This window comes from Pseudarthrobacter sp. PvP004 (assembly GCF_017876035.1).
GTDB classification, from domain to species: domain Bacteria; phylum Actinomycetota; class Actinomycetes; order Actinomycetales; family Micrococcaceae; genus Arthrobacter; species Arthrobacter aurescens_A.
Genome location: NZ_JAGINL010000001.1, coordinates 205,040 through 220,516 on the forward strand (window position 1 = coordinate 205,040; position 15,477 = coordinate 220,516).

Annotated in this window: 11 protein-coding genes; all 11 read right to left on the minus strand. The window is 56.3% G+C overall.

Annotated elements, in window-relative coordinates:
• Window positions 1-1,058: 1,058 nt before the first annotated feature.
• Window positions 1,059-1,535, minus strand: coding sequence for a VanZ family protein (locus J3A64_RS00890; RefSeq protein ID WP_286176119.1), 477 nt, complete (start codon window positions 1,533-1,535; stop codon window positions 1,059-1,061).
• 281 nt (window positions 1,536-1,816) lie between these two features.
• A complete protein-coding gene (locus J3A64_RS00895) occupies window positions 1,817-2,443 on the minus strand; it encodes an LPXTG cell wall anchor domain-containing protein (RefSeq protein ID WP_210063444.1) in 627 nt (208 codons plus the stop codon).
• Window positions 2,444-2,617: 174 nt separating this feature from the next.
• Window positions 2,618-4,495, minus strand: a complete 1,878-nt coding sequence (locus J3A64_RS00900) for a DUF4012 domain-containing protein (RefSeq protein ID WP_210063445.1) — start codon at window positions 4,493-4,495, stop codon at window positions 2,618-2,620.
• A 3-nt stretch (window positions 4,496-4,498) separates the two neighbouring features.
• Complete coding sequence (locus tag J3A64_RS00905) at window positions 4,499-5,812, minus strand: UDP-glucose/GDP-mannose dehydrogenase family protein (protein WP_210063446.1); 1,314 nt, start codon at window positions 5,810-5,812, stop codon at window positions 4,499-4,501.
• Between the two features lie 44 nt (window positions 5,813-5,856).
• Window positions 5,857-7,293, minus strand: coding sequence for a sugar transferase (locus J3A64_RS00910; RefSeq protein WP_210063447.1), 1,437 nt, complete (start codon window positions 7,291-7,293; stop codon window positions 5,857-5,859).
• 182 nt (window positions 7,294-7,475) lie between these two features.
• Entirely contained in the window at window positions 7,476-8,624 is a 1,149-nt protein-coding gene (locus J3A64_RS00915; protein ID WP_210063448.1) for a glycosyltransferase, read from the minus strand.
• Between the two features lie 52 nt (window positions 8,625-8,676).
• Window positions 8,677-9,600: a glycosyltransferase gene (locus J3A64_RS00920; RefSeq protein ID WP_210063449.1), complete on the minus strand. Its 924-nt coding sequence runs from the start codon at window positions 9,598-9,600 to the stop codon at window positions 8,677-8,679.
• Between the two features lie 226 nt (window positions 9,601-9,826).
• Window positions 9,827-11,017, minus strand: coding sequence for a lipopolysaccharide biosynthesis protein (locus J3A64_RS00925; RefSeq protein ID WP_210063450.1), 1,191 nt, complete (start codon window positions 11,015-11,017; stop codon window positions 9,827-9,829).
• A 7-nt stretch (window positions 11,018-11,024) separates the two neighbouring features.
• On the minus strand, window positions 11,025-12,140 hold the full coding sequence (locus tag J3A64_RS00930; protein WP_210063451.1) for a glycosyltransferase: 1,116 nt from the start codon (window positions 12,138-12,140) through the stop codon (window positions 11,025-11,027).
• 147 nt (window positions 12,141-12,287) lie between these two features.
• Window positions 12,288-13,772 (minus strand): polysaccharide biosynthesis tyrosine autokinase, encoded by a 1,485-nt coding sequence (locus J3A64_RS00935; RefSeq protein WP_210066035.1) that lies wholly within the window; start codon window positions 13,770-13,772, stop codon window positions 12,288-12,290.
• 289 nt (window positions 13,773-14,061) lie between these two features.
• Window positions 14,062-15,477, minus strand: coding sequence for a bifunctional dTDP-4-dehydrorhamnose 3,5-epimerase family protein/NAD(P)-dependent oxidoreductase (locus J3A64_RS00940; protein WP_210063452.1), 1,416 nt, complete (start codon window positions 15,475-15,477; stop codon window positions 14,062-14,064).

Sequence of the window (15,477 nt, forward strand, 5' to 3'; positions counted from 1 at the left end):
CGAGTAGGCAGTACTTCTCTTGCTCAACTGAGCAGAAGCGATACGTAACGTCATCGGGCAAGACAGTGGAGCAGCGCACGCACTGATCGTTCCGCAGCTCCTGGCGGTCACTCTTCACTCCACTTAGTCTAGGAATTCGATGACTCACCAAGCGGAGGACACATGACCCGGTCCATGCCCTCGCGAAGACCCGAACGTTCGCGATACACACGGTCTTGGCCTGTCCTTTTGGAACCTTTGCGTGAAAGTGGACTTTTGACGCCCCAACTGCCGGTGTGGCTCTCGTTACGGGTCGCGTCGCTACAGCAGCTGACGTGGTGGCTGCTCGACGCTAGTGACTGGTTAGGACGACAACGACGAATGCGATTGTGACAATGAGCAACACGGCCAACCCGGCGTAGGCGGGCCACTTGGACCTCGTCTTGTGGGGATTGATGTCGACGTAAGGCAAGCGCAGTCCTTTCAATGAGCAGCATGCAAGCTGATTCTGGGCATGAGGAGAATTTTGTCCGTGCACAGTCGCCCCTTTGATGTGGAGGCAGCGGCACGCCCCTGTTTGGGCAACAGATGACGGGGCGTGCCGCCCGCATAATCATAAGGCCACTTTCCAACATTCCTGAATGTTTCGCGTGAATTACAATTTCTTTGGTTCCATAGGAGAGGGCCCTGCAACCTCACGACGAACCGGCTGAAAAGGCAATGAAGTCCGAGGTCTTGATTGTTCCCTTGCACATGGGGATCAGCGTGCACTTTTTTCAGGCCTGGACGTCCTACGGAACCGGTAGCCCGCGGTTTAATTTCCGGCTCCTGCTGCATGCCAGGGGCGAAACTTGGCTGAGCTTGTGCGGTTGACCCCATTGCTTCCGGCATTCGCTATTTTCGTGCCAGATTTCGGTGCCCGTAGCAAGGTGCGCAATCCGGCAGCCAGCTATTCACGCCCTGGCGTGCAACGACGTTGCTGCCCTCTGACGGAACCCGAGAGGGCTCACGGCCCTCTCGGGTTCCGCTGGTCTAAGGAGCGCGCATGTCCTTGAACGATCTAGTGGTTGTGGAGGGCTTCATCGCCTAAGTCCGACCGAACGGGATGCCCTTAGCGGTGAGACGCGCTTATCCGTGGTGAGTTTCGGGATAATCCTGCGATCAACCACTCGCGCTGAGAGGATCCCGATGACAGCACCAGATGTATTAGTGACAACGTCCACATGGCTAGAGAATCGGTCGGTAATAAATAACAGCTGCCCAAGCTCCACGAATACCGACGCGGCAAAGCCGATTCCGACGAGGCGCCACCAAGGCACGGCCGGTAGGCCCATGGCTGCCAAAGTTCCGAGCGGTATGAACATCACAACGTTCGCTGAAGCCTCAACAAAGTGGTAGTCGAACCATTCGGTGCCGCCGAGTTCATGTAGATGCTTTAGAGCAGCAGTAAGTGTGCCATGAATTGGTTGGTCGACGGGTGTTGGCCAGAAACCGACCATCGCGAAGCCTGCCAGATAAGCTGCCAAGGCTACGCGCCAGGGGAGTGGGTTTTTCAAGGGCGCCTTCAGGAAGTCCTAATAAGAGCCCAGGCACTGACGCCTATCGCAGCTACAGTCAACAACCCCAGCAGGGCGTATTGAGTGAAGTCCTGGGACAATGTTGGTCGGGATAGCGCAGCGATAGGTACTGTGAGATGCCACCTATGTTTTTTCCAATGCCGCCCCATGGTTCATACGATTACCACAGCAAATGTGGATGGGGAAGAGGACAAACTAAAGAAGGTGGGTTGCTGGCCAAATGCCGGCCAGCAACCCACCCTCTAGTAGTCGTACTTGAACTAGGCGGAGACCTCAGTGCCCTTTGCGCGGCGGCGAGCTACCACGACGGATGCCGTGCCAGCTGCCAAGGCGCCTGCGCCCACGAGGGACCACAGGATGAGGCTTGAGTCAGCACCAGTGTTGGCCAACGGGACGCCACCGGTGTTCGCCAGGCCCGTGCCCGTGCCGGTACCGGCGTTGCCGCCAGTGTTGGAGAGCGCTGCGCCGCCGACAACAACCGTGACCGGTCCAACGGTCACGCCGGAAGAGTTGCCAGTGGCAGTGATTGCGTATGCGCCCGGTTCGTTGATGACGATCGGAGCCGAGAATGCGCCGTTTCCATCGGCCGTGGCCGAAAGGGTGGACGGTGCCAGCGGGATACGAGCAGAGACGGACAGGCTTCCGGCGGAAACGCTGCTGCCACTGGCCGCAGGCGTACCCGTCGGCGTTACTGTGATGGTAATGCCTTCGCCCGGCGTAAAGCCCGTGCCGCTGAAGACAAATGCTTCACCCGGTGCCACGGAGGCATCGGAAACGGCGACGCTGGTGTTCGGTGCCGGGTAGTTGGCGTTGTTTGCTACGGCCGGAACTGCGCCGAGAAGTGCGATGGAGCCTGCGAGCGTAAGCGCTGCAAGAGATTTCCTCATGTGTGTCCCCCCTGAGACCTTTGTGGTACGACGTGGTGTTGGAGATTTCCGAGACCCTACGAGACCGTAAGTGAAATCTCATTTGTGCTGCCCACGTAGAACTTACCATTCAATGCTTGCTGGCTGCAAAGAAAATCCATACCCGTTACAAAGGATTAACGAGCACGTCTTTTCCTATTCACAACCCGCAGCATCTGTGGCTTGGATCACATCCTTGAAAAGCTGCGTCGTGGGCGTGACAACCAAATTCGGTTCTGTGTGCTGAACGATATGGCCGAAATTGAACTCCAGCGCGGTACTTTCGCCTGGAGCGAGCCTGACGGTAGACGTGCCGACCGCTCGCTGACTGTGGCGTTGCGCTGCGAAGGGGATTTGTTCACCATCCTTGACAACTGTGTCAATATTCGAAAGTACTGGCCCGTAGGCTACGACGTTGGTTTGAACTGTTCCTGCAGGTACGCCAAACGCCCCGTCGCCGGTCACATATCCTGGCAGGGAAGTGGCAGCGTCGGTAGGTGCCGTATTGGTACTCGTGACCCGCACCGTGACTTCTCGGTAGCCGTCTCGTGTGCAGTCCTTCACAACTTGGACGCTTCGCTTCATCCAGTAGTCCATTTTTGCCCCGGTCCCATCATTGAAATAGATGCCAAACTGGGCCGGTGAAATCGAGTTACCTACGATAGTTCCACTGAGGGTGTAACGGGCTATTTTGGCCTGTTCGTCAGCGGAGTTGGACCACAGAAGTATCCTTCGTTCTCCGACCCCCTTCGAAAGGGCTTCCAGGAGTTTCTTGGCGTCCGTTTTACCAGATGAAAGGGCCGAGAAGACCTCATTGGCCGCGCCTGCAAAGTACACGTCCTGGTCTTTTGGTTCTTCGATCTTGGCGTAAGCATCAGACAGCAGCGTCTGAACAACGTTCTTTCCGGTCAGTTCCTGTGGCAAGTTACGGCCAATTTGCCGAACTACCGGATCTTTGACCTCCACCGGACCGGTGGCCTCGAGGATAAAGCTCAGTGCAACCGGATCAAGAGACAAGACTCCGTCGAGCTGTTCTCCCGTACGCTTTTCCCACATTGCACGAGCGCTGCTGGCCGATGTTGCAAAGTCCGGAGTCAGGTTAACGTCCTGCATGAACTTGCCCAGTCGTGCTGAGTATATTGCCCGCTGTTCATCCTCGACAGCAACCGGCGGAACAAACGAGCCCAAAGCTGTAGCACTCGTTTGCGACTCCAGTTCCAGCTTGCCCTTGTCGACCTTCAGCACGGCCAACGCCCCAGGAATTCCTCCGGTTGCACGGGACTCTGCATTATTCTGCATCAACAGCAGATATCTGCGTGGACTTTCGGCCCCGAGCATGTCAGGAGCCAGTGTGGCCACGTCAGATGCTGAGTTCAAGTCGCCTTGAAGCGACGCTAGCTGGTCGCGGGCATCCACCAAGGGTTCCGATACCTGGGGTAGCAATGAGCTAGTGTCGATATCGTTGAGTCGCTCCGCAGATTCGCGGATCGTATGAGCAGCGGCCTGAACTTTAGGCGCGGCCGCTTTGAGTGGCGCAAGATCCATGCCTGTGGAAGTTGGCGTTAAGGCCTTCCAATCCAGCGACTGAAAAGCCGTGACGAGCGGTACCGCTCCCAACTGGGCAACGTCATCCGCGGTCGTGGCCACCTCGCTGACTGCTTCGAAATTTGGTCCCAAGAACGGGAGAACAGCTGCAAACCTCCAGACTGGATCTGATGCTGCAGTTCTGGCGGATTCAGTGTGCTTGACCATCGACTGAACTGCTGCCTCGGCTCCCACCGCGTCATTATTAGCAAGAGCGGCTTTGAGCCTAGGCACGATAGCGGTGGCTGCTTGCAGTTCGCTCTTTACCGATAGCGCTTTAGAGCCCAGCCAGGCTGCTGCACCAAGGAGCAATACGACTATGACTGATGACACTACGCTAGCAATCAAGAAACGGCGTCGGCGCTGGGCCTTCAATCTTCCGTGACGGCGAACATCCGTTTGGGCGGCGTCATTACCAAGCTGTTGTTCTGGATTTCCCTCGGTTCTCATCGGCTACGGCCGACCCAGACCACGGTAGTGCCATCCAGCAGCTCGCCATTTTCCAGGGTCAAGAACATTTCTTCCGTCGAGGATCCGCGGCTCAGTCACATACTGCTTGACCGTGTGCGGATCCATTTCGCGGTACTGCTGCCACTCAGTAAGCAGCAGGAGGGCGTCGGCGTTCTTGACTGCCGTATCGGTGTCCTCCACGTACTGTAGTTCCGGGAACCGGCGGGCCGCGTTGGCTAGAGCCTTGGGGTCGCTGACAGTCACCACCGCTCCCTGCAACTGAAGTTGAGCGGCGATGCTGAGCGCCGGTGAGTCCCTGACGTCGTCACTTTCTGGCTTGAACGCCGCGCCCAAAACGGTAATTCTCTTGCCGAGCAGGCTGCCGCCACATAGCTCCCGGCTCAGCTCGACTACACGGGTTCGTCGGCGCATGTTAATGGCATCAACTTCGCGCAGGAACGTCAGTGCCTGGTCAGCACCGAGTTCTCCCGCGCGAGCCATGAAGGCGCGAATATCTTTGGGAAGGCAGCCTCCTCCGAAGCCGATCCCGGCGTGGAGGAACTTCCGTCCAATGCGGTCGTCCATGCCGATCGCGTCTGCCAACTGCGTGACGTCCGCTCCTGCTGCTTCGCAAAGCTCCGCCATGGCGTTGATGAACGAGATTTTTGTTGCAAGGAATGAATTAGCGGCAGTTTTTACGAGCTCTGCAGTCGCAAGGTCAGAAACCAGTCGGGGAGTCCCCGCAGACAGAGGCGCATCATATACCTCGTCCAGGATGGCAACGGCTGGGTGATCCTCAGAACCATCGGCGACACCATAAACAAAGCGATCCGGATTGAGAGTGTCGGATACCGCGTGGCCTTCACGAAGGAATTCAGGATTCCAAACGAGGTGCGCTTCTGGTTGGACTTCGGCGATCCCCTCGGCGAGGCGAGAGGCTGTGCCAACTGGGACTGTTGATTTTCCTACGACGACGTCTCCTGCAGAAAGGTGCGGCAGAAGCCCGCGAAGGGCAGCGTCTACGTAGCTCATGTCCGCGGCGTTTTCCCCCTTTTTTTGCGGGGTACCGACGCAAATGAAGTGGACATCGCTCCCTGCAGCTGATGCCATGTCTGTTGTGAAGGAAAGACGGCCAGTTTCTTGGACCTCCTTCAGGAGGTCCTCAAGGCCGGGTTCGTAAAAAGGGGCAGTTGCTGCGGAGAGCTCAGCGATCTTGCGCTCATCCACATCGATGCCCACCACGTGGTGGCCTAATTTTGCCATGCATGCGGCATGAACAGCACCAAGGTAGCCGCAGCCAATTACTGATATACGCATTGTGAGTCGATTCCTTTCGCAGCGATCTGCGTGGGAGGTTGGGCCTAGTAAGCGCCGGTGCTGTGGAACACGGCGCGGGCTGTTCGAAGGATGATGACAAGGTCGCCGGCCAGAGACCAGTTTTCAACGTAGTAAAGGTCGAGGCGAACTGAGTCCTGCCAGGAAAGGTTGGAACGGCCACTTACTTGCCAGAGTCCGGTTAGCCCTGGCTTAACGAGCAGGCGGCGGCGAACATCCTGTTCATAAGCTTCAACTTCCCGCGGGAGTGGTGGCCGCGGGCCTACGAGGCTCATGGAGCCTCCCAAGATGTTAAAAAGTTGTGGGAGCTCATCCAGACTGTACTTACGAAGGAATCCGCCAACTCTGGTGATACGGGGATCATCCTTCAACTTAAAGAGAAGACCTTTGCCTTCGTTGCGATGTTCCAACTCGGCGAGACGAGCTTCCGCATCTACCACCATGGACCGGAACTTGAGCATTTGGAATGGGCGCCCCTCCATGCCTACGCGAGATTGCCTGAATAGAATCGGGCCTTTGCTGTCTAGCCGTACCAGAAGGGCAACCACCGCCATGAGTGGAGACAAGACAAGAATCAAGATGCCTGAAACCAGGATGTCGAATAGGCGTTTCGCAACTCGTTGCCCGCCCTCCAAAGTAGGCGTTGTCACGTGGATCAGGGGTAGTCCTGCCACCTGCTGGGTGTGAATTCTCGGACCAGCTATATCGGTGAGAGCCGGCGCCATGATCAGGCCGACGTTACGCGAGGCGAGTTCCCAGCCAAGTTGCCGGATCGTTTGGGGATGAAGTTGCACGCCAGCAGAAACCGCAACTGCATCAGCTCGACACTCATCTATGGCCGCTAAGACCGATGCCGTGTCCGTGCCATTGCCCAGAATCGGAAGGGCTAACCCTTGATCCGTCGACTTTTCGTTTAGCGCCCCAGGAGTATAGGCCGCTATCGGAAGGTATCCAGCGTGCTTAGCGCTATGGAGGGATGATGCCAAGTGCGCAACTGCGCTGGGACCTCCCAGCAACAGCAGGCGTGACATGCTGCGGCCCTTTTGTCGAGCAACGCTCAAGTGCTGACGGAGTAGCCAGCGAGCCAGCAGCAGTCCCGCAAGGCCGACCGGCAGCGCAATGCCGACGTAGCCTCTGGCAGTCTCAATCCGAAACACGTAGGAGAAGATAGCTATGAGACCGAACAACCACAGTGAAGCAGCTGCCACGCGCTTGTACTCATCGTGGCCAGCGCCCAAGATGCGGCTTTGGCGACTGTTCCATGCGCCTAGCATGCACCACCAAGCAGTAGCCAAGATGGCCGACAGCCAGGCATAGTTCAGTTCCTGACCGGATACCACAAAGTCAGGTTCAAGCCCGAATCTTATGACATATGCACCGGCAACAGCCCAGATAATGACAAAGCCGTCAACAACACGAAGGATGCTGGATGTACGCTGCCGCCAATCAGAATCCGTGTCCAATTATCAACCCCATGACATAGATAATCTTGATCGGGGAGACCCCCGTTGCTAGGATACAGGCGCCGTTCTTGGTGCCGTAATATTTCGATACCCGTCCGCGAACGTCGGCGGGGGCGGGCAAGTTGGCCTCGCTTGAATTAGCAAGTAGAGAATCTGCGCCCTCGTTACGCGGCCTTATGAAATCACTTTGCACGTTGGAAACGTCGGACGCTGAACTTCGCCGGGGTATCGGCGCGCTTCACTAGAGCAGTGAGCGCCGCCTCGTAAGCCGCGCAAACACCCTCCCACGAGTAGTCGGAGATAGCTCGTTTCTGTGCCAATTCCGAGAGTTCCTGCTGCTTCTCGGCATCATTCATGACAGCGGAGAGTCCGGCAATGATCGATGCAGGAGTCGCTTCGACGAATTCTGCCCCGCTGCCCAAAACTTCTCTGTTGTAGACAGTGTCCCGGGCCACAACTGGTGAGCCGCATGCCATTGCTTGGACTAACGCGGGGTTAGTGCCCCCAACGCTGTGCCCGTGAAAGTAAGCCCCGGCATGCTGCCAAAGTGAGTGGAGTTTCCGGTCATCACTGACATGGCCCAGCCAGTGAAAGCTTGCCGACCTGGCGCTAAGGTCAGCTGCCCGCTCGTCAAGTTCACCCCCGTAGCCTGAGGAGCCAACAAGAACCACAGGCCAAGATTCTGCAAGGGTCTCAGCTGCGTCCATGAATTCTGGAATCGTGTTCTCGGGCACGAAGCGGGCAACCGCGAGAATGTACCCTCGGTGGGTAAAAGGTTCTTCTACGGGCAATTCTTCTGGAACGTCACCGCCATATGGGATAAATTCGCCGTCAACTTTGAACTCTGAGCGCCAGTAGTCACCGATGGCATCTGCGTCGTAGACCATGCGTGTGCCAAACCTGGCTGTCATGACTGCCCCCAAATGGAATGCCTTTTTTGCAAGCCGTCCCCACTTGGCGCGTTCCCACTCGATGCCGTCAACATTTACGAGCGTCGGAATACGTCTCATCTTTAGCATCGGTAGGAAGTAGCCGTTGGCGGTATTCATCACCAATGCCACATCTGGCTTCTTGACGAGAGCGTGGAGTGAGGATGTTAGTCCGTACGAGAGAGTGCTCAACGACTTCGATTCGACGCCCGGCATTACGACTGACTTAACGCGAGGATCCCTCGTGCTGTCGTTGACCTTGGTCGCGTTCTTCCGACCATAGACAGTTACGTCCCAACCGCGCTCAGCGAGATAAGGCGCGAGCCGTCGGACAGCCGTCTCAAATCCGCCATAGTAGCTGGGGTAGCCCCTTGTTCCAATGATGGCTACAGATCGTTTCATGAATGATTCCGTTCTTTGATGATGTTCAGTTCCGGCTGACCTTGCTGATGCGTCACCGGGTGAGCTCATTGAGGACGAACTCTGTTTTGTGCCGCCAGGTGTGGACCTCTGGGATGTTCCCCGGCTCGCGCGGAATCCTCTCTTGAGATCCGACTGTCGCCTCAATCCAGGCGACGTGCTCTTCTGCGGGGCGAACGTAAATAGATCCCAGGTCCCGTTGTCCTGCGCCCGCCACGGGGGTCGATAGAACTGGTAAGCCTGCAGCCCGGTACTCGTAAGTTTTGAGTACGTCTCCGCCTACTTCGAACTCGCCCACGTTATGTGGGACCCATCCAATATCGAAGGACTGGAGAAGCGCGGGCACATCCTTGTAATGTACGTCACCCAGCAACTGGAGATTCGGGAGGTTCTCCATGACTGGCTTATATTCACTGTCCAGAATTGGTCCGGCGAAAACAAATTTCACTTCGGGCAGCTTTTCCGCTGCCTCTCGAACGAGTTCCAGGTTAACTCGCTTCCCGATTTTCCCGACATAGCCGACGGTAACTGGTCCCGACGCGTTGGATGCCGGATCGAAGCGTTCTGGATCGCAGCCATTTGTCAGCAGAGTGGCATCGTGTCGACCGAAACGATGAGCCAGCGCGAGTGTGCCCTCAGCATTGGCTGTAACAGAGTCAGCTCGATCAAAGATACGCCGGTAGGCTGTTTCGAGCTCCGGCCAAATAGATTCAAATGCGTAGTGAATCGACCAGTCGTCCAAGAGGTCGACGGATATCTTTCGTTTCCCCTTTTGAAGCTCATTCCATATGTTTGAGAGGGCTACTAGCGGGTTCCAAATCACCGCAGGAATCTCTACGTCAGCGTGTGGTAGCGTGTAGTCATTTTTCGACTGTAACCACCAAGCACGCCGATCGTTGAACTTGGGGATAGCCCAAGAATACGAATCAAAGGCCACTGTGTTGGCTGCAGCTGGCATCCGGAGAATTTTGCGTGTGAGGGGTCGGAGCAGTTGGGGTTCTGGTCGTGAGAGTACAGCAACAGGGCCAACCGACGAATTTAGCTTTCCAAGCCATTCGATCATGTGGCCATCGCGTGTTCGATAACCTTCACTTAGCAGTTTCTGTTGACCGTGCATGGGGAACGCCAGGACTGAAGGGTTTGAGTTCTGCAAGGATGACATCCTCTGGTTGGGCTGTATGGGTTTACGCTGCGACTCGAACATGCCGTCCGATCATGAGAACAGTGCTCTTTTGGTGCATCGAACGGCCGACGAGCCAAGTGAGCCATAACAAGTAAGTGGCCGCAGAAACAAATGCGGCGCCAACAATCCCAAAAGAGGGAGCAAAAATGAAGTTACCGCCGATGTTCATGGCGGCCAGCAGTCCCAGTATTCCTATGCTTGAGCGATATGATCCCGACGCCATCAGTGCCACATACCGAGGTGCACTCCAGACCATGAAGAGTCCTGCAGCAACGACGCCGATTGCTATGTCAAAGTCCGCTACATAACGGCCGCCAGAAAGAATATTGGTTCCCCAGTGGACTCCTGGAACCAGCAAGACAGCTATCAGTGCCATGCCGCCTAAGTAGAGCAGACCTGATTTTGACGTGGTCCCTTGGAATGATCGGCGGAGATTTCTCGCGATGTAGGCATTGGATAGTGATCGGAAGACGCGGTCTACCAGGCCGTAGGCCATCGCGTACGTCGCTAGCTCCAACGGTTGGACGATACCTTCCAAGATCAAGCGGTCAGCACTGGCGATAATCCACAGGGCCATGTTCATGGCACCCACAGAATGACTCGATATGCCCTTGGCCCGTTCTAGGGCAGCGCTCCAGCGACTTGGCCACAATGAAAGAGAGATGAGATTCGCTGCGAACGTACTGCATATCGCAGTTGTGAATGTAACTGCATCAAGAACAAAGAGGGTTCCAAGGAAAAGAAGAGGAGTCAGTGCTCTTGTGGCGAGGATGATGAGGTAGCGATTAAATCGCCCAGCGCCGAGTTCGAAAGATGTGCTCGATTCGGCGAATACGAAGCTAAGCATGCACAAACCGGCAATCAGGGCGTCAAAGTTGTATTCCCGAACCGCCCCTACGTAGAGCCCTACTCCGGCAGCAGCAGCAACGGCAACCCACAGTTCGGACTGCTGGAATCGGATTCGCCTGTGTCCGTCAGCGGACATCTTGGCAATACGCGTCCCAGTCCCAGTCCCAACAACGGCGTTCCCTATTGCCCAAAGAGCAGTAACAACAGCGTAGTGAGCGTAGTCGGCCGTGGGCATGCCTTGTGCCAGCAGGGAGACTGTAACAAGGGCTGTTACGGCTGTCAGTCCCTGTGCCAGCAAGGACTGATGGAAGAGAGCCCGTGCGGCGCGCTTTAACCGCTTCATGATGTTGTCACTGTCTCGAATCGAGCACTGAAAGAAGTGACGTCAGCTGCCCTGCGGCCGCCGCCGGCGTTAGCAACTCTTCGAAGCGCTGCCTAGCCAATTGACCAGACTGTCCGTTCGCCAAGGTTCTGATTTGGTCAGCAACAGCTGAAGGGCTGAGTGAAGCCTGGAGGGGTGTATAGGCTTCCGAAGCAATCTCATTGATGGCCGGCGTAGGAGATGCCAGTACAGGAACTCCCGACCTCATGGAGTCAACCAGCTTGGCGGGGAGCTGGAACTGAGCTCCCGGTCCATCGTCGGTTATCGGTATTACCGACACATCGACCTGTGAATAGGCCTCATGCAAAGGCGTATTTGGCGGAATTTCAATCCAGTTCTCGTCGGTGCTCTCTGGCTTTCCGAGGCCGCAATTGGCGAAAGTCACGAGCGTCAAATCTTTGTTGTGCCGCATTAGATCCAACAAGAGACCGCTGCCCTTATGGGGACGTAGCGTTCCCAACGAACCGAAAGTCATCTTAGCCGTCAAGCCACGTCCTTGGGTATGGTCTCCGATGTCTTCACGCACGTGTGGAATCCGTGCCAGAGGCTGGAAGGATTTTGGGTACACACTAGCTAATGAATTACTCGAGAACGTAAACCCATGGGCTACACGGGCAATGCGACCTTGGGCTTGCCGGATCCTACGAGCACTGCCGCGACGAAGGGGATTTAACTTCAGTCTGTTGACAAGGTTTTGACGGGTGAAGGCCTCCGCCAATCCTGCATCGTCGTCATCGAGATCCAAAATGATGAGGGCATCCGGCAAAGTTCGACTGATGTAGGTGGCGAGACGATCGAGGGGCGAGATCCCTTTTGATAGCCAGAAAACCGTACGATTGCTGGACTGCCCGGTAAGCGCGGCAAGATCCCTCTTCCACGTTTTGGTCAGTCGTTCGGTTTCAATCTGAAATTGGCTAGCACCCTTCCAAATCGGGCCGTCACCGAAGGCCAGGAGGCGGGTGGGACCGATAGCCTCGGCCACCATTGCCATGGAAATTGCCCTGCCGAGGGCGTTTGAGTCGATGGCGTGGCCAATGACCACGAAGTCGAAGGCGTGATCGTGTTCCTTTTCGTCGGCTGGCATTAACGTCTCCAAAAGGGGTCATGGGAGTCGACACTCGTCGTGACAACTTCGGCATAAATCGGCATATACGACACCCCTGGTCCTAGTCCCAGATCATGTTGATTTGGGACTAGGAAGCAGAATCGGGTTGATGCTACGTATTGTCGGTTAGCGCTTCAAAGGGAAAACAGTGGCAGGGCGAGTGCTGTCGGGATCGAGATGCTCATTGACAACAGCGGTCGACCGAACTTTCGCACGGGAGCCAGCACGCGATCGCACTTCGGCGTCCATTAGCTGAGCCTTCTCGTCATGGCTGTAGTAACTGTATGCGTAGGCGTCGGGGCCCTTGGATGGCAAGCGATTCAGGACAATTCCGAGAACGGAGGCTCCCACCAACTTCAGCGAAGACATCGACTTTTCCAAGTCGTGGTGTCGGAGTTTCTGTGATCCAACGACGACCACCACACCGCCGACATGCTGTGAAAGGACAGCAGCATCCGTCACCGGAAGGAGAGGTGGGGCGTCAATAATTACGGAGTCAAAGACCTTTTCCAGTCTCGAAATAAGGTGCTTCATTTCGCTCGAAGCCAATAGCTCGCTGGGATTCGGCGGAATTTGACCCGAGGTCAAGACGTAGAGATTGTCCTCTCCCCAGGGCTGCAGCAGGTCATCAACGTCTGCAAGACCAACCAGCGCAGTGGTGAGCCCCGCTCCTCGATCCAGCCCGAGGTACTCGTTTACCATAGGCCGTCGTAGGTCGGCGTCGATGAGGCACACCGTTTGGCCGGCTTGCGCCAGCGCCAGTGCCAGGTTTGTTGCTGTTGTGCTCTTACCTTCGCCAGGCAGCGAGGACGTCATGAGTACCGTCCGGGCTTGGCCTGAGACATTTGCAAACTGAAGATTTGTACGAAGCTGCCTGAACGATTCCGCTCTCGGGCTTTGTGCTGGAGCCTGGGTCAGAAGCGGCCTATCGCTCGCATCAGGGTCATACGTGATGGCACCCAGTAAGGGGGCATCCGTGATGCGCCGGAGGTCCTCTTCACCACGAATGCGGCTGTCCAACGTGGTGCGCAGGACAGCTGCGGAGACACCTACAGCGAGTCCAACGATCAGGCCCAGCAGTAGATTTAGCTTTGTGTTCGGTGCTGAGGGACTTGAGGGCGCCTTGGCCGGCTTAATGACCGAAAGGCTTACGGGAGATGAGCCGCCGGTTTTGGGCTTTTCCAATGAATCGACGGCTTTGATCAAGCTGTCAGCAACAGCTTGCGCAATGGCTGCGGATTGAGCAGGTGAATCATCGGTCACAGCGATGTTGATGAGCACGGTGTTGGCATCTGTGCTTGCTGTTACCTTGGGGGCCAGATCTTCCGCTGCGATTGGTAGACCCAGGCTGTCGATTACAGGCTGAAGCACTACAGGGGTGTCAACGGTCTTCACATACGATTGCACCCTGGCTTGGGTGAACGTATTGCCTTGCTGGAGTTCCTGGACAGAACCGGAACTTTGGATAGCTACAAACAATTGCGTCTCAGCCGTGTAGCTCTGCTTCACCAGGACGGAGGTGAGGCCTCCTGCTAGGACACCGCCAACTGTGATCGCTGTGATCAGTATCCAATTACGGCGCAGAATGCGCAGGTAATCGCGTAGGTCCAAACCGGATTCCCCCTGTGTTGTTAAGCTGAAGGCGCTCGTGCTGCGTCCGCATGAGTCGTTGGGACTGCGCCTCAGGGCAATTGTACCCGTCTCATGCGGTGGGTCTTTACTTGAGGTGAGGACGCATTTCTTCATCCAAGAATGACGTGTAAGAGCAAAAGTAAGCCAGAATTTGCGCAGAAGTCACCAATCCTTGGGACGCTTGCAACTCAAGCGACCCAGCACACCACGCGGTGTTACGGGAGAGTTAAGATCTGGTAAAAACAGTCACAAACCCTGCCGGCACTAGTCAAGGCGCGACGGTCAGGGATGCTGAGAGACGATCTTTTGCGTGTGGCGGAATGAACCCGGCGGTGCTGATCTTCTGGAGATCCAGCGTGCTTTTGAGCGGTCGGGGTGCAGCTTCTTTGCCGTGAAAGTACTCGGCAGTGCTTACGCCACTCACGTCGTTTCGAGACGCTCCCGCAAGCTCAAAGACGTCGGCGGCGATATCTGCCCACGACTGGGTCGTCCCTTCGCTGCTCAGGTTGTACGTGCCGTATTCTGCTCCTGATTCGAGCAGATGCCGAATGGATTCGGCTATGTCCACGGCAAAGGTGAGCCGCCCGGTTTGGTCATTTACGACGGCAGGTTTGACTCCTGCGGCTGCAAGTCTGGCCATCGTACGGACAAAGTTGTTACCCTCACCAATCACCCAACTGGCGCGGACGATGTAATGCTTGGGAACCACGCTTACCACCGCGTCGCCTGCGGCTTTGGTCTGACCGTACACCCCGAGCGGGGAGAACTCTTCATCCTCAGAATGCAGGTCTTTTGTCCCGTCGAATACGTAGTCCGACGAGACGTGCACCAAGGTCAGGTCGTGTTCGACTGCGATGCGCGCCAGCCGTGCTACGCCAGTAACGTTGGTCTGCCAAGCAGCTCTGCGGCCGTCAGCAGATTCTGCAGCATCGACTGCTGTGTACGCAGCCGCGTTGATGACGGTGTTGTAGTTCTTCCAGTTGCGAGAAGCGAAGGCTTTCTCCGAATTGAGGTCGAAGTCAGCCCTGCCAGCAAACTGTACGGACAGGTCATCTTTGTATGCTTCGCGGAGTGCCTTCCCAAGTTGTCCGTTCGCCCCCAAGACCAGGGTCATCCGCGGTGGCATGGGAACAACTTGTGCGAGACGCGGGTGAACTCTGTCCTTTTCTGAGAGTTCGGCGCTGGACAGAGGGATAGGCCACTGAATAGCTACGGTCTCATCCGCCAAATTCAAGAACGTGTATTGTCCCTGGGCGTCGGCGCTCCAGTGATCGTTAACCAAGTACGTGTAGGCCGTGTTGTCTTCGAGAGTCTGGAAGGCATTTCCGACGCCCCGAGGAATGAAGATCGCCTGGCTCGCATCCAGAGTCGCAGTGAACACGTTCCCGAATGTGGGCCCTTGCCTGAGGTCGACCCAGGCTCCGAAGATCTTGCCGCTGGCAACCGAGATGAATTTGTCCCAGGGTTCCGCGTGGATGCCGCGCGTTGTCCCCGCTTTTTCGTTGAAGGAAATGTTGTTTTGGACAGGCTTGAAGTCGGGGAGGGCTAGTGCCAGCATCTTCTCGCGTTGCCAGTTCTCTTTGAACCAACCCCGGTTATCACCGTGGACGGGAAGGTCAAAGAGTACCACGCCGGGAATGGACGTTTCTGTCGCTGTCAACTGCTTGGAGAACTCGATGGACAT